Source organism: Salinivibrio sp. EAGSL, from assembly GCF_013366455.1.
GTDB lineage: Bacteria > Pseudomonadota > Gammaproteobacteria > Enterobacterales > Vibrionaceae > Salinivibrio > Salinivibrio costicola.
Map to the genome: position 1 here is coordinate 66,149 of NZ_JABWMG010000005.1, position 20,646 is coordinate 86,794.

Sequence of the window (20,646 nt, forward strand, 5' to 3'; positions counted from 1 at the left end):
CTTATATAACAGCAAGCGCCGTAGCAAGTTAACCGAGTAGCAAGCTGTCGTCGGCGAGGGTTTCGCCGCGCACTTTGTTGAACATGTCTAAAAGATGTGGCACGTCCATATTTTTGCGCTCATCACCATGGACATCTAGCACAATGTTACCTTGGTGTAGCATTACGGTTCGATCACCGCATGCCAGTGCGTCTTTCATCGAGTGCGTGACCATCATGGCAGTGAGGTTAAACTCATTGACGATAGTTTTGGTTAAATCAATCACGAACGCGGCCATGCGTGGATCCAGAGCGGCGGTGTGTTCATCGAGCAATAAAAGCTTGCTGTCTGACAGGGTGGCCATCACCAAACTTACGGCCTGACGCTGACCTCCAGACAGCAGACCAATGCTATCCCCTAGTCTATCTTCTAAACCTAACCCCAAAATCGCAATGCGCTCTTGGAACAATTTACGACGTTTACTCCCAAGCGCACGTGACCAACCGCGCCCTTTACCTCGCCGATAAGCCAGCGCCAAGTTTTCTTCGATGGTTAACGACGCGCAGGTACCCGCAAGTGGATCTTGAAATACGCGTGCGGCAAGGGTGGCGCGCTGATGCACAGCCTTCTTGGTCACATTAATATCGTCAATCATAACTTGGCCGCCAATCATCGGCGTTTCACCGGTGACGGCGCCCAGTAAGGTTGATTTGCCTGCGCCATTGGAACCAATGATGGTGACAAACTCGTTTTCGGGAATGGTTAAGCTTACGCCGCGCAGAGCACGGTTTTCGAGGACGGTCCCTGGATTAAACGTGACCTGAATATTGTTCAACGAGATCATCCTGACACCTCCGCCTGTTTTGCGCGTTTGGACTTTTGATACTGTTGGCGCATTTTGGGAGCGATCAATGCCACGGCAACCAGTACCGCGGTAACCAAGTTGAGATCAGAGGCTTGAAGACCAAACATGCCACTCGATAGTGCAAAGCCGACGGCGAGGCGATATAAAATGGAACCCAGAATCACCGCCACAACGGCGACCCAGACTTTACGTCCAGGCAGTAATGTTTGTCCGAGGATCACGGCGGCGAGACCGACAACAATGGTCCCTACGCCAGAGGTCACATCGGCAAAACTATTGGTTTGCGCAAATAATGCACCGGCAAAGCCAACAAAGGCATTTGAAAGGGCGAGACCAAAATAGGTGTACATCGCCGTGCTGCCGCCTTGTGCTTGAACCATTCGCGCATTAACGCCCGTTGCGCGTAACCCCAAGCCAAAATCACTGGCTAATAAGCGGATCACGAGTAGCCCACTGATAATCACTAATACGCCCACGACTAAGGGACGCAAATAGACGGGTGCAATACCGAGTGATTCAAATGGCGTTAGGATGGTTTCCTCGCCGAGTAAGGCAATATTGGGTCGCCCCATAATACGAATGTTTACCGAAAATGCGGCAATCATGGTCAAAATACTGGCGAGCAAGTTGAGGATGCCGCACTTTACAGTGAGAAAAGCAGTGACTAATCCGGTGATGCCGCCAGCCAAAATCGCCATTGCGGTCGCAAACCATGGGTTATAACCCGCCACGATCATAGTAGCGGCAACGGCGGCGCCCATCGGGAAACTGCCGTCAACCGTTAAATCGGGAAAATCGAGTACACGAAAAGTGAGATAGACACCTAGCGCAACCAAGCCATAAACTAGGCCGACTTCTAGGGTGCCGAAAAACGCAATTGCCGTCATTTACTACTCCTAGATTGAGCCTAACTACTCTACGATTCGTGAGGCGCGATCCAAGATAGAAGCTGGCACGTCGATCCCCAACTTGTCTGCAGCCGAACGGTTCACGGCTAAGTCAGACCCTTCCGCAACTTTGGCAGGTAGAGATGAAATCGGCTCGCCGTCTAAGATGGCCGCAACATAGTCCGCTGTTTGCACCCCGACGGAGTAATAATCAAAGCCAAGTGCAACGACCGCGCCATTGGGGATATAGGACGTCGATCCACCTAGGACAGGGGTATCTGCTGAGTTTGCAGCGGCCACTAAACCATCAATCGCACTGGCAACAGTATTGTCTGTTGGCGCATAGATAATATCGGATTGGGTGGCAACAACTTGCGCAGCAGATTGCACATCTGCGCTTTTCAATGCCGTGCCTTCGATCACTTTTATCCCGTGCTCTGCTGCCGCGTCTTTTAACAGATCAACCAATGTCACTGCGTTCGCTTCACCGGGGTTATAAACCACTCCAATCGTCGACAGGTTGGGAAGCAGCTCTTTGGCCAGCCCCACATGCTGGGCAACAGGAGAAAGATCAGATAAGCCGGTGACGTTACCCGTTGGCGCAGCCATATCTTTCACTAATTTGGCGCCGATAGGATCTGTTACCGCCGTAAAAATGACGGGTACGTCGCGTGTTGCAGCCGCGAGCGCTTGCGCTGATGGTGTCGCGATACCGACTAAGACGTCAGGTTGTTCTCCAACATATTGACGCGCAATCTGCACCGCAATTGCTGGATTACCTTGCGCAGTTTGATATTTAAACGACAAGTTGTCACCTTGGATATATCCTTTCTTCTCCAAGCCATCAAGCAGACCGTTGCGGGTCGCGTCAAGAGCGGGGTGCTCAACGATTTGGGATACGGCGACGCGAGCGGTCTCGGAAAATGCGAATGGTGCATGCCCCAGTGATAGGACCGCTGCACATATAACGGCAGCAATTTTCAGTGTTTTCATGGTGACTCCCTTCTTGTTACTCACACATCCTTGCGCAACCGCGGCGATGCAGTTGCGATGTTGTCTATTTGTTATTGTTAGTCGAACAGCGTGCGATGGCACATTTCGTACACTTTTTTAAACCTAGTCGATTTTTGCCAGAGATAACAGCGAACATCGACTAGTAAATTGATATTATTAATCTTGACAGTAGAGAATGTCACTTCTTTTTTGTGATTTCATCATGGTTATCAATAGACGTTATCGCCATATTTGTTAATATTATGTTCGTTTTTGTTCTGTGGTGACCTAAGACGACAAAATAAACAATTATCGTTCGGAGTGAATGCCACAGAGCGCGCTGTTTGTTATATCAAAAATAAGGAAATAAAATTTGGAGGCTCAAGGATGAAGCGTTTGGTTGCGGCGTTGGCGGTAGTGTCGCCAACGGCTTTTGCCGCTACAACAGGCGAAGGACTGGATCTCACCCAGTCATGGGTAGGGTATGTGTCTTTGGCAATCTTTGCGGTTGCTTACAGCCTAGTCATGTTGGAAGAAAAGCTCCACTTAAGAAAATCAAAGCCTGTATTGTTAGCCGCGGGGCTGATTTGGTTACTGATCGGGTTTGCATATTCACAATGGGGAAATATGGCACCGGCGCATGCCGCGCTTGAGCACAACTTGCTGGAGTACGCAGAGTTGTTGCTTTTCTTGCTGGTGGCAATGACCTATATCTCGGCGATGGAAGAGAGGCGCCTGTTCGATGGATTAAAGGCATGGATCTTAAGTAAAGGCTATGACCTAAGAACCTTGTTTTGGATTACTGGGGTACTTTCTTTCTTCATCTCGCCGATTGCTGATAACCTCACAACCGCACTGCTGATGTGTACCATTGTGTTGAAAATTGGGGGCGACAATCCACGTTTTGTAAACCTCGCGTGTATCAATATTGTGGTTGCAGCGAACGCCGGCGGAGCGTTTAGTCCCTTTGGTGATATCACCACCTTAATGGTTTGGCAGGCGGGCAAGGTTACTTTCACCGAGTTTGGTGCTTTGTTTATTCCATCTGTTGTGAACTACGTGATCCCAGCTTTTATCATGTCACGCTTTATTCCACGCACTCAGCCGGACGTGATGCAAGAATATGTCGAGTTAAAGCGTGGCGCTCGACGAATTATGGTTCTGTTTTTGCTCACGATTGCAACGGCAGTTGCCTTCCACGGCTTGATTCATTTCCCGCCGGTCATGGGCATGATGATGGGCCTCGCGTATTTGCAGTTCTTTGGTTTTTACCTGCGCCGAACGTTACCACGTTCTTTGGCGCGGAAACGGGCGATTGCTGAAGCCAAAAATGATGAAGCCGCGCTGAGTCGTCTCGGTTCAGTGGTCCCGTTTGATGTCTTTCGCCGTATTTCCCATGCAGAGTGGGACACACTGCTGTTCTTTTATGGTGTCGTGATGTGCGTGGGTGGCTTGAGTTTGATTGGTTATCTGTCGCTGGTGTCGAATGTGATGTATTTAGAATGGGATCCGATCTGGGCCAATACACTTGTCGGTGTGCTATCGGCGGTGGTGGACAACATTCCTGTTATGTTTGCGGTATTAACCATGAGCCCTGAGATGTCACACGGTAACTGGCTGTTAGTTACGTTAACAGCGGGTGTGGGGGGGAGCTTGTTGTCTCTTGGCTCTGCGGCCGGTGTCGCGCTGATGGGGCAAGCGCACGGTAAATATACCTTCTTTGGGCACTTAAAATGGGCGCCGGTGATCATGTTGGGCTATATCGCAGCGATTGGTGTGCATTTAGTGCTCAATAGCCACTATTTCCATATTCAATAAGCCCGCGTTCTGTTCTAGAAAAACCTCGTTGTAAGCAAAAAACGCCGGTCTTAAACGACCGGCGTTTTTATCGTCGATAGCATGGGTGATTGAATGGCCGATACTACGCCGTCAATACAGGGACGCCGTTAATACAGGTACCAGGCCATCAATACAGAGTTAAACCACCATCGTGGGGCAATGTGCCCGCCCTGCCACACGGTGAGACACACTGCCAAGAAACATCCCGTCTTTATCGGAGTGCGTGCCATGTGCGCCCATGACAATCAAATCCACTTCTTTGCTTTTCGCAAACTTGATAATGGTTTTGGAAGGACGCCCGCCTTTGACAAACCCGCGCACACCTTCGCCGCCATTTTCAAGTGCGTGTTGCTTGGCTTGCTCGACAATGTTGCGGGCGTATTCGCTTAAGGTTTGATCTGGGATTTGTAATCGATCGGGGCGAACCATCGACAATGACGCCTCGAACAAGCTGTGATGTTTAAACACGCACAATAAGTAGAGTTCAGCATGGGTGAGTTGCTGCAGCTCAATCGCTTTATCTAACGCATTTAATGCAGAATATGAGCCATCGACGGCTACCAGTATTCGTTTAAACATCAATTACTCCTGTTGTTTAGTTACCCAAACGCGATATCACGTAGGAATAACGCAATCTGCGGGAACATCACCAACAGCGCGGCTGATAGAAGCAGCATCGCGATAAAAGGCCCCGTTCCGCGGATAACTTCCCAATAGGGTTTTTTGAAAATGGCAATGGCCGTGAAAATATCACAACCAAATGGCGGAGTGGCTGAGCCAATCGCTACTTGCAAGGTGATCACAATCCCAACATGGACAGGATCAAGACTAGTCGCTTCTATCGCAGGTGCAAATATGGGCGTTAATACCAAAATCACTACAATCGGATCAACGAACATACAAGCAACGAAAAAGGCGATAGAGATAGATGCCAAGACACCCATCGGCCCCATTTGGCTGATCCCCACGGCCTCGAGAATGGTCTGCGGAATTTGCGCGAATGAAATAATCCAAGAAAATCCATTACCGACGCCGACAAGAATAAAGACCACCGCGGTGATTAAGCCCGTTGACCGTGCAATGATAAACACGTCTTTACGGCTCAATGATCGGAATACGCCAAACTCAAGAATCATGGCATAAAGCACACATACGGCCGCTGCTTCGGTTGGACTAAAGACGCCGCCATAAATACCCCCAACAATGATGAGTGGGAACATCAGTGGCCATAATGCTTTGCGTGTCGCCGTGAGACGTTCGCTCCAACTGGCTTTGGGTTCCGTTGGTACTTTATTGACAGTGGCGTAATACAAACAATAAAGCGAGAAAAAGGTGAGGATCATTAGGCCTGGGCCTATCCCGGCGATAAAGAGTTCAGCAATCGATGTTTCCGAGATCACGCCATAAATAATCATGCCGATACTGGGTGGGATCAAAAAGGCGATATCACTGGCATTGATGATTAAGGCAAGCGAAAACGAATCACTGTAGCCAGCGCGAAGCAATTTAGGGCGTAGGGCAGAGCCTACTGCGACAACGGTGGCTTGGGTAGAACCTGATACCGCACCAAATAAGGTACAAGAGGTCGCGGTGCTGATCGCTAAGCCACCACGAATATGGCCGATAAAGGTCATGACCATATCAATTAAGCGATTCGCTGATTGCCCCCGAGTCATGATATCAGCAGCAAGAATAAACATGGGGACAGCAATTAACGAGGCAGGCCGAATGCCGCCTAACACTTGCTGAATAAAGGTATCCATTTGACCGACACCGCCAAACATCATGTAAAAACCGGTTAAGGCGGCAGCCGTAAGTGGAATCATCATGGAAAGCCGAGCACGAGCAAGACAATCATGATGAGCATTAAAGTCATGGCCATAGTGGTTGGTGCCTATTTAAACTTCACTTTCAGTCTCAGCGTAACCGTCAAGCACGCCAGCGGAGAGATAAACATCGGGTGATGTGAGATTTTTATAAACGGTGAGTCCGTATTGAATACCGGTGATAGCAAACCCAAGCGGCACCCAAATATAGATCCACCAAATTTCAAAGCCGAGGGCAGGTAAAATACGACCACGATCATAGACAGAGGCAATGTATTGATAAGAAAAATAGGCCAATACCAGCATGATCAGGCCGGTCACGAGCGCGATCGTAGTCATTAGAATTTTTCTGCCTGTGAATGGCAAGGTGTCATAAAGGGCAGACATCCGTATATGGCGGCCATGACGAGCGGCATAACCGATCCCTGCAAAGGTGATCAATATAATTAAAATGCGATTAATTTCGCCTGAAAAAAATAACCCTTGTCCAAAGCCAAAGCGTGCAATGACGTTGACACAGGTATTTAGGGCCATTAAGAGCACACCGGCAGCCAACATAAAGGATTCGATTTTACAAATCAGGGTATCCAGTTTGCCAAGGAGGCCAGGTAGCTCGGAGTGATACTTGAGAGAGTCGGAATCGGTCATTGCGTATTCCTCAAATAAACAGGCACCGCGTGGGGCGGTGCCTGTACGACTGACAACTAGTTAGTAACGGCTTCCAAGTCTTTCTTAAACTGGTTAAGAAGTGCTTTACCGCTTTCACCGGTCATTTCATAGAAGGTTTCTTCCACTTGTGGTGCACGTGCTTTAAATTTCTCGATCTGTGCATCGGTCAAGCGTGTCACGGTCACCTCGTCACTTGCCGACTGAATTTTATCGAGCGATTTCTCTGCAAGACCACGGATGTGTTGAACCGTTTCGTTAAACGCATAATCAGCGGCATCACGGATCATTGCTTGATCATCAGAAGACAAACCATCAAAGAACTCTTTGTTCGCCATTGATGCAGTGGTGAACCAACCATGGTGTGTGAAGATTAAGTTAGGTGATACTTCGTACAAACCGCCTGATTCAATCCAGAAAATCGGGTTTTCTTGGCCTTGAATCATGTTGGTTTGTAGCGCGCCGTATACCTCACCCCACGGTAATGGCGTTGGCGTTGCACCAAACGCTTCGTAGGTAGATGACAGCAGTGGATTAGTCATCACACGAATTTTCTTCCCTTCCAGGTCTGCAGGTTCGGTGACAGGCTCGTCTGCCGTCATCACCATTTCACCCTCTGGATACATCTTGAGCAGTTCTAGGCCTTGCTCTTCGTACAGCTCAGGGAAGTTTTCATTGACCGCTTTACTCTGGCGGAAGAACTCTACCACAGTGTCCATTTCCGTTGGCATCAGATAAGGGATAAAGAAGATTTGTGCTTCAGGGATTAACGAACCAGTAAAGCCGGGTGATTGGTTAACAAATTGCAAGATGCCCGCTTGGGTTTGCTCCATGATATCGTCAGACTCGCCGAGCTCGCCAAAGCGATAAATTTGCAATGAATGTTCTGAGTTATCTTCAATGTACTCCTTAAATTTGTGTGCATAGACGTCCTGCACGTCACCTTCGTACTCCTCGTGGGCATAACGCCAAGTGTCGGCATTGGCCATGGCTGAGAAGCCTAATGCGGCGGCAACGCATGAAATTGCAGTCAATTGCTTAAGGTGGCTATAAATGGACATCATGTCCCTCCGATATGTGGATTAGCTTTCAATCGTGGTGAACGAGAGTGTGATTAAGATCCTTTTCTCAGTGAGTGAGGTGGCAGTTCTCGCCTCTCTCTCCTATACCCGTAAAAGCATCTGCCAATGTTTTTACACAAATAACAGACAATACAAACAGCTTAACCATCAGAGGTATAATTATTAAAGTCAGATGAATATCAACGTGTCAGCAGTGTGATACAGATCTCTTTTTATGCTTTTTATGACGATAAACGCTGCTTTCTCTAATATGTTTTTTCCACCAAAATGCGATCAAATCAGCGTTTTAAGGGGTGTTAGTGCGATAGCGATAGATAGCAATCAAAAGCAGTCGGGAATGACGAAATTGGATAGAGCTGGCATTAAAAAGGCCGGGGGAGGGAGTTTTTTTCTAGTTTATGTTTCCACCTCTAATGAATATGTGCTGATTTTTGTGCTAATCCTCATCTTCGCCGATATCATTGCCTGGGTTCCCTCCGTGTAAGTCGGCTCTGGTCGCCTTACAATTTTTGTTATCCAGCGGAAGAAATCCGATATACTAAGCGGCTTTAATTTTACGAGACGTCCTGATGGCCAAAAAAGCAGCAGCCCTTCATATATTGGTGAAAGACAAATCGCAAGCAACTTCTTTGCTAGACCAGCTTAGAAAAGGTGCAAACTTCCAAACGCTCGCGAAGAAGTACTCGCAATGCCCCTCGGGTAAGCGAGGCGGTGATCTAGGCGAATTTCGTCGCGGTGACATGGCACCACCTTTTGATAAAGCCGTATTCAGTGGTGAGTTATTGCGTCCGCTTGGGCCGATAAAAACCAAATTCGGCTGGCACATTATCAAAGTCTTGTATCGCAACTAATCCTATCGCTCACGATCTATGGATAGCATCGGCGCGAAGACGCTGAAACTGTCATAAAGATTAACCGCCAGAAATTGAAGCCGCGCACATTGATTGCCGGTAAACGGCCACGGATTAAGTGGTAAAGTTAAAGCACGCCCTAATTAACGTATCTCTGATGTTCAAACTTGATGCTCCGACACTGCTCATTACTCTGACTGCAATCCAATGGCTGCTAGCGGGTTTTCTATTGGTACAAAACCGCAAAGAACCAGGGATTAACGGATGGGCACTCTCGCTTTTTATTCATGGCTTTAGCAACCTATTCTTGTTTACCCGTCCTCACCTTCACCCTTATTTAGGGATCGTTTTTTACAATGCCTGTGTGATGGTGTCATTTTCGTTCAGCCACTGGGCGTTGGGGCAAATTTTTGCGCGCGACGTACCGCGTTGGCAGTTGGTGCTACCTGTTATTCTGTCTGTTGTATCGATGTCGTCATACCTTGATGACATCGGGAGTCGTGTGGTTTACGCGAGTTTGATCGTCAGTATGCAGTTAGGGCTGATGACACACACCATCGTGAGTGGTACGAACATAGGGGGCCAGCGTTTAAAGCGTTGGCTCATCATGGTGATGGGTGGATTCAGTGTTGCCTATGTAGGCAGGGCGACATTTGCACATCTCTATCCTGATCTATTTACGCAACTACTGGGCACCTCGCTATTACAAGCAGGGCTGATTTTGTCGGGCATCGCCTATAGCGTGATCAATACCCTGATTATCTTTCTTTATAAGCTGGAGCGCGTGCACGAGAAACTCCACCGCGAAGCGACCCGAGACAGTTTAACGGGACTGTTAAATCGCCGTGCTTTTCTGACTAAAGCAAAAAAGCGCGTGGATGACAGCGCGTTTCCCATTAGTGTGCTGATGATTGATCTGGACGATTTTAAAGCGATTAATGACTCATTCGGCCACTCGGTGGGAGACAAAGTACTGATGCACTGCGCAGATGTTTTCGAGCAAGTGATTGATGAGCAAGGTGTGGTTGGGCGTTTGGGGGGAGAGGAGTTCGCGGTCGTGCTGCCTTACTGTGACAGTGCTAGAGCGCAGCAGCTGTCTGATGAATTACTGCAAACGATTCGAAGTAATCGTTTGGCGCTTGAGATAGCCCTTTCGGCGAGCATAGGCGTCACCACCACCGATGAGGCGCTTGATATTGATAGCTTGTTGGCGCAAGCCGATGATGCGCTTTATCGTGCCAAGTATGAAGGTAAAAACACCTATAAAGTCTATAATTCCACGGTTTATCGTTTGGCAAATGTCGGTTGCGAACCGGCTTGAAGAACCATCCAATTTCTCTCCTCACTGCGATGACATCCGTATATAGACTAACGAGGGTTGCTTAATCCTTAGCTAAACACTGACTACGCCTCGCTTATCATCCTCATAGATGCGGCCAAAGGAGGAGGGCGGCGTGTGTATAGCGTTTATAATTTTGACTATTGAATTCGCCCATCAACAACAGGGTCACGGTCGATGCCTAAACGCGATGAAAAGAGAAACATGAATGGCTTACAAGGCTCCCAATCATCAGGAGCCAATGTTATCTTGCATGCTTTTGATTGGAAGTACGCAGATATTGCCCAACGCGCGGCAGAGATCAGCGCGCTAGGATATGGCTCGGTGCTGGTGTCCCCTCCGATGAAAAGCGAGCAAGATGAACGCTGGTGGCTAAGGTACCAGCCGCAAGATTATCGTGTAATTGAAAATGCGCTCGGAAACACCACGGACTTTAAAGCGATGGTTGCAGCGTTAAACCGTGTTGGTGTGTTTACGTACGTCGATGTGGTTTTCAATCATATGGCCAATGAGGCGCATGCTCGCACTGACTTGAATTATCCAAGCCAAACGGTGATGGTAACCTATCAAACCCATGAAGAACGCTATCGCGAACTGACATTATTTGGCGACTTATCTCAGCCACTGTTTACTGAGCAGGACTTCGTCGATGCGTTTGGCATACAAGATTGGAAAGACACCTGGCAAGTACAAAACGGGCGCATTAGTGGCGGACCTAGCGATCCGGGGTTGCCGACACTGCGGGTGTGTGATCATGTGATCGCGCAGCAACGTGCCTATCTTAAGGCGTTAAAAGCAATTGGCGTGAAAGGTTTTCGGATTGATGCGGCCAAGCACATGACCTTAGAGCACCTCAAACGCGTGTGGACCGATGATATTACCCATGATGCGCATATTTTTGGCGAAATCATCACAGACGGTGGCGCAAGCAAAGAAGAGTATGAACTCTTTCTGGCTCCCTATTTACAAGAAACATGTTTAGGTGCCTACGACTTTCCGCTGTTCTCAACGCTTTATCAGGCTTTTTCCAACGCAGGCAGCCTCAAATCTTTGATTGACCCTTACTGCTTTGGCCAAGCGTTATCACGAGGGCGTGCAATTACTTTTGCCATTACCCATGACATTCCCAACAATGATGTTTTCTTGGATTTGGTGATGGACGAAGCGAGCGAGTGGTTGGCTTATGCATATATCTTGGGGCGCGATGGTGGCGTGCCACTGATTTATACCGATCTTGATACCAGTGGTATCAAAGGGGGAGACGGCCAACCACGTTGGCAAAATGCGTGGAAAGATCCAAAGATGGTGCAAATGATCGCCTTCCATAATTTGACCCATGGTGAGCCCATGCGTGTCTTGGAAGCGACCGATGATCGGTTGGTGATAAAGCGGGGAGACGCAGGAATATTGGTGTTAAATAAATCACTCAATCCTCAATCACTCTCAGTGACGCTGGAAAATGATTGGACTGATCTGCTGACGGGCGTCACGGTCTCGAGCGAGCAACATATTGATGTTGCAGCCCAATCGGCGATGATGCTCGTGCCGGCATAATGCTGTTGCTAGCTGTTGTTCTTTGCACCTACGGTGGGTGTCGATGATTAAACCCCACACGGCTAAAACGCGGTAATTTGCTGTTTAAAGCTAAAAACAATGATGTTTGCACTCAGGACGCATTAGACTGTGAGTCATTTGGCGAACGATAAAAAGAAGATTGTTTATTGGAACTTGCTTGATGCCCTCAGGTCATTAATAGGATGCTTGTTTGTTAAATTACTGTTATGGCTAAATAAACCTGAAGGAAAAGTATGTCCCGACACATTTTACTCACCGGAGCACTGGCGGTATCCTTGCTCTCAGGGTGCAGTTTTCAAGGAGAGTCACACGTGAAAGCTTCCAGCCCAGGCGAACTGAGTGCGCCTGTCGCGAAAAAAATCCCTCATGAAATGACCATTCACGGCGACACGCGCGTGGATAACTACTATTGGATGCGTGATGATGCACGCCAAGATCCTGATGTGATCGCCCATCTTAATCAAGAAAACGCCTACGCCGATCAGGTGCTCGCACACACTGAGCCAATGCAGGCCAAGCTATTCGATGAAATCAAAGGGCGTATCGTCAAAGACGATGCCTCGGTTCCCGTCAAAAAAGGCAGTTATTTCTATTCCAGTGAAGTGGAAGGCGACGATGAATATCGCACCTATGTGCGTGCCAAAGACTTTGCGGGCACCGATAAAACGGTGATTTTGGATGTCAACGCGCTCGCGAAAGGGCATGAGTTTTACAGCATTGGCCAACTGAGCGTCAGTCCAAACGAAAACCTATTAGCGTATGGAGAAGATACCCTCAGCCGCCGCGTTTATACCATTCAAGTTAAAGACCTCACTACCGGTGAGTACCTCGATGATAAGGTTGAAGGCGCCTCGAGCAGTATTGTGTGGCAGAACGACAACCAAGCCTTTTACTACATCAAAAAAGATCCGCAAACCTTGCTAGGGTTTCAGGTGTATCGCCACCGTTTGGGGACCCCGCAATCCGCTGATGATTTAATTTACGAAGAAACCGATACCAGCTACTACACCGGCTTGAGCAAAAGCAAAGACGGTGAGCAAATTTTTATTTGGCACGCCAGCACCGAAACCAGCGGCGTATCGCTCGTGGATGCCAATGATCCGAATGCTACTGCCCAAGCGTTTTATCCGCGAGAAACCGGCATAGAATATGAAGTGGCGAAGCGTGGCGAGTGGTATTACATCTATACCAACTACCAAGCGGTCAACTTCCGCTTGATGAAGGTACACCAAAGCGAGCGTGACGATCGCAGCCAATGGCAAGATGTGATCGCGCCAAATGATAAGGTGCAGTTGGTTGATTTCACCCTGTTCGACAACCATCTAGTGTACGAGCAGCGCGAAAATGGCTTGCCGCGTACCACGGTGCAAAACCTGATTAACGGTGATGAATATCCGTTGCAGTTTGATGATTCGGCTTATGCGGCTTATCTGACGGGCAACGCAGAAATGGATAATACCGCTGTGCGTGTGTACTACACCAGCTTGACCACACCGGGCACCTACTACGAGTTTGATTTGGCGTCGGGTGAGCGTGAAATGCTCAAACAAAACCAAGTGCTGGGTGAGTTTAATCCGGACAACTACCAGTCAGAGCGGGTGATGATCACCGCGCGTGATGGTGCGCAGGTGCCTGTGTCTTTGGTGTATCGTAAAGACCGCTTCAAAAAAGACGGCACTAATCCGATTTATCAATACGGTTACGGCTCATACGGCGCCACCATGGAGCCCACGTTCTCCACCACGCGTTTAAGCCTGTTGGATCGCGGCTTTGTGTTTGCGATTGCGCATATTCGCGGTTCTGAAATGCTAGGACGCCCTTGGTATGACGACGGTAAAAAGCTGACCAAAAAGAACACTTTTAACGACTTTATTGATGTGACCCAAGCGCTCACCGCGCAAGGCTATGGCGATAAAGACAAGGTGTTTGCCGTCGGCGGCTCAGCAGGTGGCTTGCTAATGGGGGCAATCATCAACCAAGCGCCAGAGTTGTATTTAGGGGTGGCCGCGCATGTGCCGTTTGTGGATATTGTCACCACCATGCTGGATGAGTCGATTCCACTGACCACTAACGAGTATGATGAGTGGGGCAACCCGAATGACAAAACCTACTATGAATATATGCTCAGCTATTCACCGTACGACAATGTCAGCGCGCAAGACTACCCCAACTTGTTGGTCACCACAGGCTTGCATGACTCACAAGTGCAGTACTTTGAGCCGATGAAATGGGTCGCGAAACTGCGTGAGCTGAAAACCGACAACCATACGCTGGTGTTTAAAACCGACATGGAAGCCGGTCACGGCGGCGCATCGGGGCGCTTTAAGCGGATTAAAGAAGATGCATTGGAATATGCCTTCTTCTTCGACTTGCTCGATAAGCAAGCAAAATAATCAAAGGGTAACCCCCTTAAACGAGAAAAGCGCCGATATCGGCGCTTTTTTTATGCGGGTAGAGACGCGATAAGCACGCTCACTGCAGGTGAAAAAAGGTGTTTAGGCCTACTGATTATTCTCCGCATCTTCGCGCTTGATCACTTTGTGGCCTTCTTCGGTTACGCCATTTTTCCAATAGCTGCTGATGTAGATAAACTCGCGCTCAACATCACGATCGTTGCGGAAGTATTGGCGCAGTGCGCGCATGCTTTCAAATTCACAGGCACACCATACCGACACTTGCCCGGCTAACCAAGGTTGTGCTTTTACCGTCTCGGCCAACGTCGGGGTAGTTAGCCAAATAATCTCCATGCTTGCGGGGGCGTCGAGTGGTTGAGCATCCTCTGCGGTATCGAGTTGGATCACCGCATAGCCTTTGGCATCGCGAGGTAGGGTTTTGATCTTGGCTGATAGTGCCGGCAACGCGGTCATATCGGCCGCCATAAAGAACCAATCCGCATCGCGATTAATCGGCGCAATTGTCCCAGGGCCGGCAATGTTAATGGTATCACCCACTTGGGCATTCAGTGCCCAGCGCGCGGCAAAGCCACAGTCGGTTCGTTCGATTTGGTGGCGAACCATATCCACTTCAATTTGCTGCTGGCCAGGCATAAAGCGGCGAACGGTGTAGGTGCGCATCACGGGGCGCTCGCCTTCAGCTACTCCGCTCAGATCCGTGCTGCCCGCTTTATCAAACAGTAACTTGATGTAGCCGCCTTCACAGTCAGCGGGGAACGCCGCGAAAGCGTCGCTTTGTAAGGTCAAACGTTGCATATTGGGTGTGACGGTTTGGGTATCAATAACGTGCGTGAGGTGATAGTTCGGCTGTTTCATGTTTTCTGACTTAAAATAATTATCATTTACAATTAATCATACCATCTGGATGCGAGATGTGTAAGTGCTTTACATTGTTTTACGCTTCTTAGCTAGGCAATGCCGTGAGAAGTGAGTAATATAATGGCGCATTATTATTACTAAAAAACAATTACATGGAGCAAAAATGAAGAAAGTCATACTTATGGGCGCGGTGGCGGTGTTGCTGTCGCTGAATGTCTCAGCCTCTGAGCTCAAGCCGATCATGAAAGAAATGAAAATGACCTTCAAAGAGGCGGCGAGCGCACAAAGCATCGAAGCGATGCAAGCACCGGTCGCCAAACTGGAAACCCTGATCGCGCAAGCCAAAGCGGGCAGCTATCCACCGGAAAAAGCAGAGACCTTCATGGAAGGGTTCGATAAACTGGCGGTGACGGTAGAGGGAATTGATGCCGCGCTGAGCGAAGGCGACCTCGATAAGGCACAACAAGGCATGCGCCAAATCGATGCCTTGCGTGAAGAGTACCACGACAAACGCAACCCAAGCATTTGGCAGCGTTTATTCGGTTAATGGCGCAATCACTGAGTGTCGCGATAGCGAGTGTATGATGGCAACTCAAAAAACGATTTTGCGTTATCCCTCGCTGTCGGTGGCGTCTGCATTTGAGAAAGAGCAGGCGCTGATCCGTCGGATAGAGCAGGGCGAGCTCAACGAGGCATTACTGCTTTGGCAGCCAGATGCGCAAACCTTGGTACTGCCGGCGGGCCAAAAATGGCTACAAACGCCTGAATTACGCCGCGCATTATCGTCGTTAGGGTGGCACGTGCAAAGCCGACGGACTGGCGGCGCGCCGGTGCCGCAACTGCCCGGCGTGATTAACGTGTCTTATCTGACGGTGTGGCCGAATAACACCCCTTATCATATCCAGACGGCTTACCAGTATTTTTGCACCATTTTACAGTCTTTTTTCCATCAGTTAGGCATTGCGACCACGGTGGGTGATACGCCCGGATCGTATTGTGATGGTGACTACAACCTCAATATTGATGGCAAAAAAGTGGTGGGAACCGCCCAGCGTATCCTGCGTTTAAGCGCGGGTGCAGGAATGGGCGCAGACGATGCCAAACAAACGGTGATGCTGGCGCAAGCGTGTCTGCTGATTGATGCCGATTGCCAACATATTGTTGCCCCTGTATCGCTGTGTAATCGGCTTTGTGGTCACTCCGATCGCATTGAGGCCGAGGTGCATACCCCTTTAGCTGCGCACCTAGATGAATTGCCGACAATCGAACAGTTGTTTCAGTTGTTGACTCAAGCGTTTATGGCGCGACCACCGCTTGTCGTGGGCAAGGCTTGAGGCCGCGGCTCAATATAGTATGCTTTAGCACTGTCATGCCTAAAATAAATCCCAAGGAGTGAGGAATGCGCGTCCATCTTGTTATTCACGAGGCGTTTGAAGGCCCGGGAGCCATTTTAGATTGGTGTGACGAGCGTGCCTATCATGTGACCACCAGTCATTTGTATCGGGGCGAGCCGTTGCCGGAAACCGGTGAAGGAATTGATCTGCTGGTGGTACTCGGCGGGCCGCAAAGTCCAGATACGCCACAGTCTGAATGCCCACATTTTGATAGCCCGCACGAGCAAGCACTTATAAACCAGTGCATTGAACAAGGCAGTGCGGTATTAGGAATTTGCCTCGGCGCGCAACTGATTGGTGAGGCATTGGGCGCGTCGTATCAGAAAAGTCCTGAGCCCGAGATTGGTTATTTCCCCATCCAGTTAACCGAAGATGGCCACATTGATGAGCATATGCCGCATTTTGCCCCACAAGAAATTGTGGGCCATTGGCACCATGATATGCCGGGGCTGACACCCAATAGTCGTGTACTGGCTAGCAGCGAAGGTTGTCCGCGCCAGATCGTGAAGTACGGACCACGGGTATATGGCTTTCAATGCCACCTTGAATTGACACCTCTGGCGGTTGAAGGCTTATTGCACGCCGCCTATCCAGAGGGCGAGGTCGCTAACAAGCGCTTTATTCAAGACCCTGCCTCCATTCGCGCCTTTGATACGGCACCGATGAATGCGCATTTGTTTGCCTTTCTCGATAGCGTGCTGACCGACAACGATCTCGTCACTGAGTGGCTGTTTTAAGCGATTAGGTTAGGAGCACGGTAACCGTAACTGTGCTCCGCTGCTAGGCGTCATTGTTTGAGCTTCATCGTCTGAGCGCCATCTAACGCGTGTTAGTGCAACATGCCTTCACACACGGTAGTGGCATCATCATCCAATAAACTCAACTCAATAGCTACCTTCATCGCTGCTACCACATCACCCACCGGCATGCTCGGGGCGCGGTGTTTGCACGCTTGTGCTGGGCTGTAGGGAATATGAATAAAGCCGGCGCGTACCTCGGTGTGATGAGCCAGAGCATGCATCAAGCCATAAAACACGTGGTTACACACAAAGGTGCCCGCGGTGTAAGAAATACTGGCAGGATGATGGGCTTCGTTTAATGCGTTCGCTAAACGGTTGAGGGGTAAGGTAGAAAAATAGGCGTTGGGCCCAGATGGCACCACCGACGTGCCATGCGGCTGCTTACCGGCGTTGTCCGGGATGGGCGCGTTCTGATAATTGATCGCTACCTTCTCTAAGCTTATCTCGGCGCGGCCACCGGCTTGGCCAAGGGCGATCACCATCACCGGACTGAGTGATTCTAGCGCGCTGTGTAACGTCGGTAAGCTATCGTCAAAGGTGCAGGGCAGGCGCACGGCTTTAACGATGCACTCCTCATTGGGCTGCCAGCCTTCTAATGCTTGTGCCACTTGCCAAGATGGGTTTTCACTCTCGCCGCCGAACGGTTCAAATCCGGTTATCAATATCGTGTGCATCCAATGCCTCGCGTAAAAAAGCGGTAGAGCTGTACTCTACCGCAGGTTTACCAGCCAATCACGCAAAGGAAGATTTATTCAAACAGATAGAGATAATCCTCATAACCGGCATCGGCCATTTTATCGACGGACACAAAGCGCATTGCGGCTGAGTTCATGCAATAACGCAAGCCGGTGGGTGCGGGACCATCCTCAAACACATGGCCAAGGTGCGAATCCGCCACCTTACTACGCACCTCGGTGCGACTGAAAAACAGCGAGTTGTCCGGTTTGGTAACCACATACTGCTTGTCGATGGGCTGCGTAAAGCTTGGCCAGCCGGTACCGGATTTGTATTTATGGGTGGAGGAGAACAGCGGCTCGCCCGAAACGATATCCACATAAATACCAGCTTGCTTGTTGTCCCAATACGGGTTTTGGAACGCGGGTTCAGTGCCGTCTTCTTGTGTGACCTCGTATTCCATGTCTGACAACATCGTGCGTATTGTTTCATCCGAGGGGCGCGAGTAGCGGATATTCGTTGATGTCTTATCCTCCGCTTTTTGCGCATCGATCATTTCTCGCAAGGTGACCGGGTTGTCTTTGCGATCGTCACCAAAAATCTCGTCCAGATACTGATCACGACCCGATGCGTAGCGATAATAGCTGTAACGCACGCTGTGGTTTTTATAATAATCCTGATGATAACTTTCTGCTGGCCAGAATTTCTCGAACGGGATCAACTCGGTTTTGAGCGGCTTTTTGAACACGCCTAACGCCTCAATCTCCGCCATAAAATCGGCGGCAATTTGCTTTTGCGTTTCAGAGTGATAAAAGATCGCGGGGCGATACTGCGGGCCACGGTCAACGAATGAGCCTTGATCATCGGTGGGGTCAATATGACGGAAAAACTGGTCTAACACCTGTTCATAGCTGACCACGTTTGGATCATAGGTGACATCAATTACCTCGATATGCCCGCTGGTGCCGGACGAGACTTCTTTATAGGTTGGGTTTTCAAGCTCACCGCCTGAGTAGCCAGACACCACATCAATCACGCCGTCGAGCTTTTCAAGATCAGATTCTGTACACCAAAAGCAGCCGCCAGCAAGGGTCGCCTTTTGATAGCCTTGGGCTGTGGTGGCGGTATCTTTCACCGCCGCATAACTTGCTATCGATAGCAAACTGAATACTGTGAACGCGATGACTCGCCAAATTGACTTACGCTGTTTCATTATTGCCTCGTTATCAGAGTTTGTCCGTGTAAGACCTGCTTACTGCGCAGAAACTTTCATCAACTCACTCATTTTTATTTATAGCAATAGATAGCGTACAAAGTCATACAAGGATCAATAAAGCGGTTAGGATCACCAAAGCAACTGGCCTAACACAGGTGCAAGTAACACAGTGACCATGCCGGCAATCATCATCACCACGCTAGATACTACTCCTTCTTCGTGACCAATTTGATACGCTTTAGCGGTACCGGCACCGTGAGCCGATGCACCCAAACTGGCGCCGCGTCCCAAGCGTGATCGAATCGCAATCACGGTCAAAATACTTTCACCGATTGCCATCCCAATTACGCCAGTGAGAACCACAAACAGCGCGGTGAGATCGCTTTGCCCGCCAATCGCTTTGGTGGCTTCCACGGCAAAAGGGGTAGTAATTGAGCGCATCGCCAAACTGCGTTGCAGCAGTTCAGACAGCTCAAACACCCGCGCTAACACTACAGTACTGGTAATCGCGACCAGCACCGACACAGTGACACCGATTGACAGGGATAACCAATGGCGGCGGATGAGCGCGCGGTTATCATACACAGGGATCGCAAACGCCACGGTCGCTGGGCCCAGAAGCCAAAGCAGCCAGTAAGATTGCGCCATGTAGTCTTGATACGGGATCTTAAACCCAACCACCACCGCGACAATCAGCAAGGGCGCGAGCAACAATGGCATCACCAGAATGGAGGGGTGGCGGCGATACAGCCATTTGCTCATGTAATAAAAGCCAAGGGTCATTAAAAAGCAGGTGACGCTCAATAACGAGGCATGAAGCCAAGTAGGTAAAGCAGACATCATGGCTTAGCACTCCGGTTTTAGATCAGGGTGGTGCGCGTGGTGGTTACTGCGGCGGCGTGCCATTTTAACCTCAAAACGATACACTTTATCGACCACCCAAGCGGTTGACGCAATCACCATCGCGGTACTTAGAATCAGGACAACCATGATCTTACCGCCTTCTTGCAGCAATAAATCTTGGTAGTTGACCACCGCCACCACCGCCGGCACAAAAAACAGCAACATCTCGGCTAACAGCCACGCCGCCCCGCGGCGCAACCAATCGGCACGGACAATTTTCAACATTAATGCGCCTAATAACAGCAACATACCGGTGAGGTTGGCCGGTAGTGGAATAGCAAAGGTGGTGACCAACCAATCAGACAAGAACCAAATGCCAGCAAGGACAAAGACTTGTAGTAGGGTAAGTAAGGCGTTTTTAATCAATTGCATCGAAGGCGTGCCAAGAATCTGTGAGATGGCTCATAGTTTACGTCTTGGTAGAGAGTGAATAAAGTGACTTTTTTTTATTTAAACTATGCCAAAATGGCATAGTTTACGATTA

At 49.4% G+C, this 20,646-nt stretch carries 20 protein-coding genes; 8 read left to right on the forward strand and 12 right to left on the reverse strand.

What is annotated here, in order from left to right; genetic code table 11:
* Positions 1-28: 28 nt before the first annotated feature.
* The 3 genes from HLG76_RS04385 to HLG76_RS04395 are packed head-to-tail and all read right to left on the reverse strand — an operon-like array spanning position 29 to position 2,724.
* A complete protein-coding gene (locus HLG76_RS04385) occupies positions 29-823 on the reverse strand; it encodes an ABC transporter ATP-binding protein (protein ID WP_077461405.1) in 795 nt (264 codons plus the stop codon).
* Complete coding sequence (locus HLG76_RS04390) at positions 820-1,731, reverse strand: ABC transporter permease (RefSeq protein ID WP_025744904.1); 912 nt, start codon at positions 1,729-1,731, stop codon at positions 820-822. Before HLG76_RS04390 ends, HLG76_RS04385 begins: the two co-directional genes overlap by 4 nt.
* A 24-nt stretch (positions 1,732-1,755) precedes the next feature.
* On the reverse strand, positions 1,756-2,724 hold the full coding sequence (locus HLG76_RS04395; protein WP_175993137.1) for an ABC transporter substrate binding protein: 969 nt from the start codon (positions 2,722-2,724) through the stop codon (positions 1,756-1,758).
* A 387-nt stretch (positions 2,725-3,111) separates the two neighbouring features.
* Between HLG76_RS04395 and nhaD the strand changes: the two genes are divergently transcribed.
* Positions 3,112-4,542 carry a sodium:proton antiporter NhaD gene (gene nhaD / locus HLG76_RS04400; protein ID WP_021024507.1) on the forward strand — a complete coding sequence of 477 codons (1,431 nt, stop codon included), beginning with the start codon at positions 3,112-3,114 and terminating at the stop codon, positions 4,540-4,542.
* A 159-nt stretch (positions 4,543-4,701) separates the two neighbouring features.
* Here nhaD and HLG76_RS04405 read toward each other — a convergent pair whose 3' ends face one another.
* The 4 genes from HLG76_RS04405 to dctP form a co-directional block, all read right to left on the reverse strand.
* A complete protein-coding gene (locus HLG76_RS04405) occupies positions 4,702-5,142 on the reverse strand; it encodes a universal stress protein (RefSeq protein ID WP_077461402.1) in 441 nt (146 codons plus the stop codon).
* Positions 5,143-5,162: 20 nt separating this feature from the next.
* Entirely contained in the window at positions 5,163-6,392 is a 1,230-nt protein-coding gene (locus HLG76_RS04410; protein ID WP_254877625.1) for a TRAP transporter large permease, read from the reverse strand.
* Positions 6,393-6,461: 69 nt separating this feature from the next.
* Entirely contained in the window at positions 6,462-7,037 is a 576-nt protein-coding gene (locus tag HLG76_RS04415) for a TRAP transporter small permease (protein WP_021024504.1), read from the reverse strand.
* A gap of 56 nt (positions 7,038-7,093) precedes the next feature.
* Positions 7,094-8,119 carry a TRAP transporter substrate-binding protein DctP gene (gene dctP / locus HLG76_RS04420; protein ID WP_198532339.1) on the reverse strand — a complete coding sequence of 342 codons (1,026 nt, stop codon included), beginning with the start codon at positions 8,117-8,119 and terminating at the stop codon, positions 7,094-7,096.
* Positions 8,120-8,706: 587 nt separating this feature from the next.
* On the opposite strand from dctP, the gene ppiC reads away from it, so the two are divergent.
* From ppiC to HLG76_RS04440, 4 genes are all read left to right on the forward strand, one after another.
* Positions 8,707-8,988 carry a peptidylprolyl isomerase PpiC gene (gene ppiC, locus HLG76_RS04425; RefSeq protein WP_021024501.1) on the forward strand — a complete coding sequence of 94 codons (282 nt, stop codon included), beginning with the start codon at positions 8,707-8,709 and terminating at the stop codon, positions 8,986-8,988.
* Between the two features lie 157 nt (positions 8,989-9,145).
* On the forward strand, positions 9,146-10,309 hold the full coding sequence (locus tag HLG76_RS04430; RefSeq protein WP_175993138.1) for a GGDEF domain-containing protein: 1,164 nt from the start codon (positions 9,146-9,148) through the stop codon (positions 10,307-10,309).
* A gap of 222 nt (positions 10,310-10,531) precedes the next feature.
* The gene (locus tag HLG76_RS04435) at positions 10,532-11,881 is read left to right on the forward strand and encodes an alpha-amylase family protein (protein ID WP_077461398.1); all 1,350 of its coding nucleotides are present in this window, start codon (positions 10,532-10,534) and stop codon (positions 11,879-11,881) included.
* A 254-nt stretch (positions 11,882-12,135) separates the two neighbouring features.
* Entirely contained in the window at positions 12,136-14,295 is a 2,160-nt protein-coding gene (locus HLG76_RS04440) for a S9 family peptidase (protein ID WP_175993139.1), read from the forward strand.
* A gap of 108 nt (positions 14,296-14,403) precedes the next feature.
* Here the strand turns inward: HLG76_RS04440 and HLG76_RS04445 are convergent, their stop codons facing one another.
* Entirely contained in the window at positions 14,404-15,171 is a 768-nt protein-coding gene (locus tag HLG76_RS04445) for a siderophore-interacting protein (protein WP_175993140.1), read from the reverse strand.
* Positions 15,172-15,337: 166 nt separating this feature from the next.
* On the opposite strand from HLG76_RS04445, the gene HLG76_RS04450 reads away from it, so the two are divergent.
* The 3 genes from HLG76_RS04450 to HLG76_RS04460 all read left to right on the forward strand — a co-directional run bounded on the left by HLG76_RS04450 (position 15,338) and on the right by HLG76_RS04460 (position 17,305).
* Positions 15,338-15,721, forward strand: a complete 384-nt coding sequence (locus HLG76_RS04450; RefSeq protein WP_021024242.1) for a cytochrome b562 — start codon at positions 15,338-15,340, stop codon at positions 15,719-15,721.
* A gap of 37 nt (positions 15,722-15,758) precedes the next feature.
* Positions 15,759-16,508, forward strand: coding sequence for a lipoate--protein ligase (locus HLG76_RS04455; protein ID WP_175993141.1), 750 nt, complete (start codon positions 15,759-15,761; stop codon positions 16,506-16,508).
* 65 nt (positions 16,509-16,573) lie between these two features.
* Positions 16,574-17,305: a glutamine amidotransferase gene (locus HLG76_RS04460; RefSeq protein ID WP_175993142.1), complete on the forward strand. Its 732-nt coding sequence runs from the start codon at positions 16,574-16,576 to the stop codon at positions 17,303-17,305.
* A 92-nt stretch (positions 17,306-17,397) separates the two neighbouring features.
* Here HLG76_RS04460 and pcp read toward each other — a convergent pair whose 3' ends face one another.
* The 4 genes from pcp to HLG76_RS04480 all read right to left on the reverse strand — a co-directional run bounded on the left by pcp (position 17,398) and on the right by HLG76_RS04480 (position 20,534).
* Positions 17,398-18,042: a pyroglutamyl-peptidase I gene (gene pcp / locus HLG76_RS04465; protein ID WP_077677150.1), complete on the reverse strand. Its 645-nt coding sequence runs from the start codon at positions 18,040-18,042 to the stop codon at positions 17,398-17,400.
* 74 nt (positions 18,043-18,116) lie between these two features.
* On the reverse strand, positions 18,117-19,256 hold the full coding sequence (gene msrB / locus HLG76_RS04470) for a peptide-methionine (R)-S-oxide reductase MsrB (RefSeq protein ID WP_175993143.1): 1,140 nt from the start codon (positions 19,254-19,256) through the stop codon (positions 18,117-18,119).
* A 132-nt stretch (positions 19,257-19,388) separates the two neighbouring features.
* Positions 19,389-20,099 (reverse strand): LrgB family protein, encoded by a 711-nt coding sequence (locus HLG76_RS04475; protein WP_028569767.1) that lies wholly within the window; start codon positions 20,097-20,099, stop codon positions 19,389-19,391.
* Between the two features lie 6 nt (positions 20,100-20,105).
* A complete protein-coding gene (locus HLG76_RS04480) occupies positions 20,106-20,534 on the reverse strand; it encodes a CidA/LrgA family protein (protein WP_077461392.1) in 429 nt (142 codons plus the stop codon).
* Positions 20,535-20,646 lie beyond the last annotated feature (112 nt).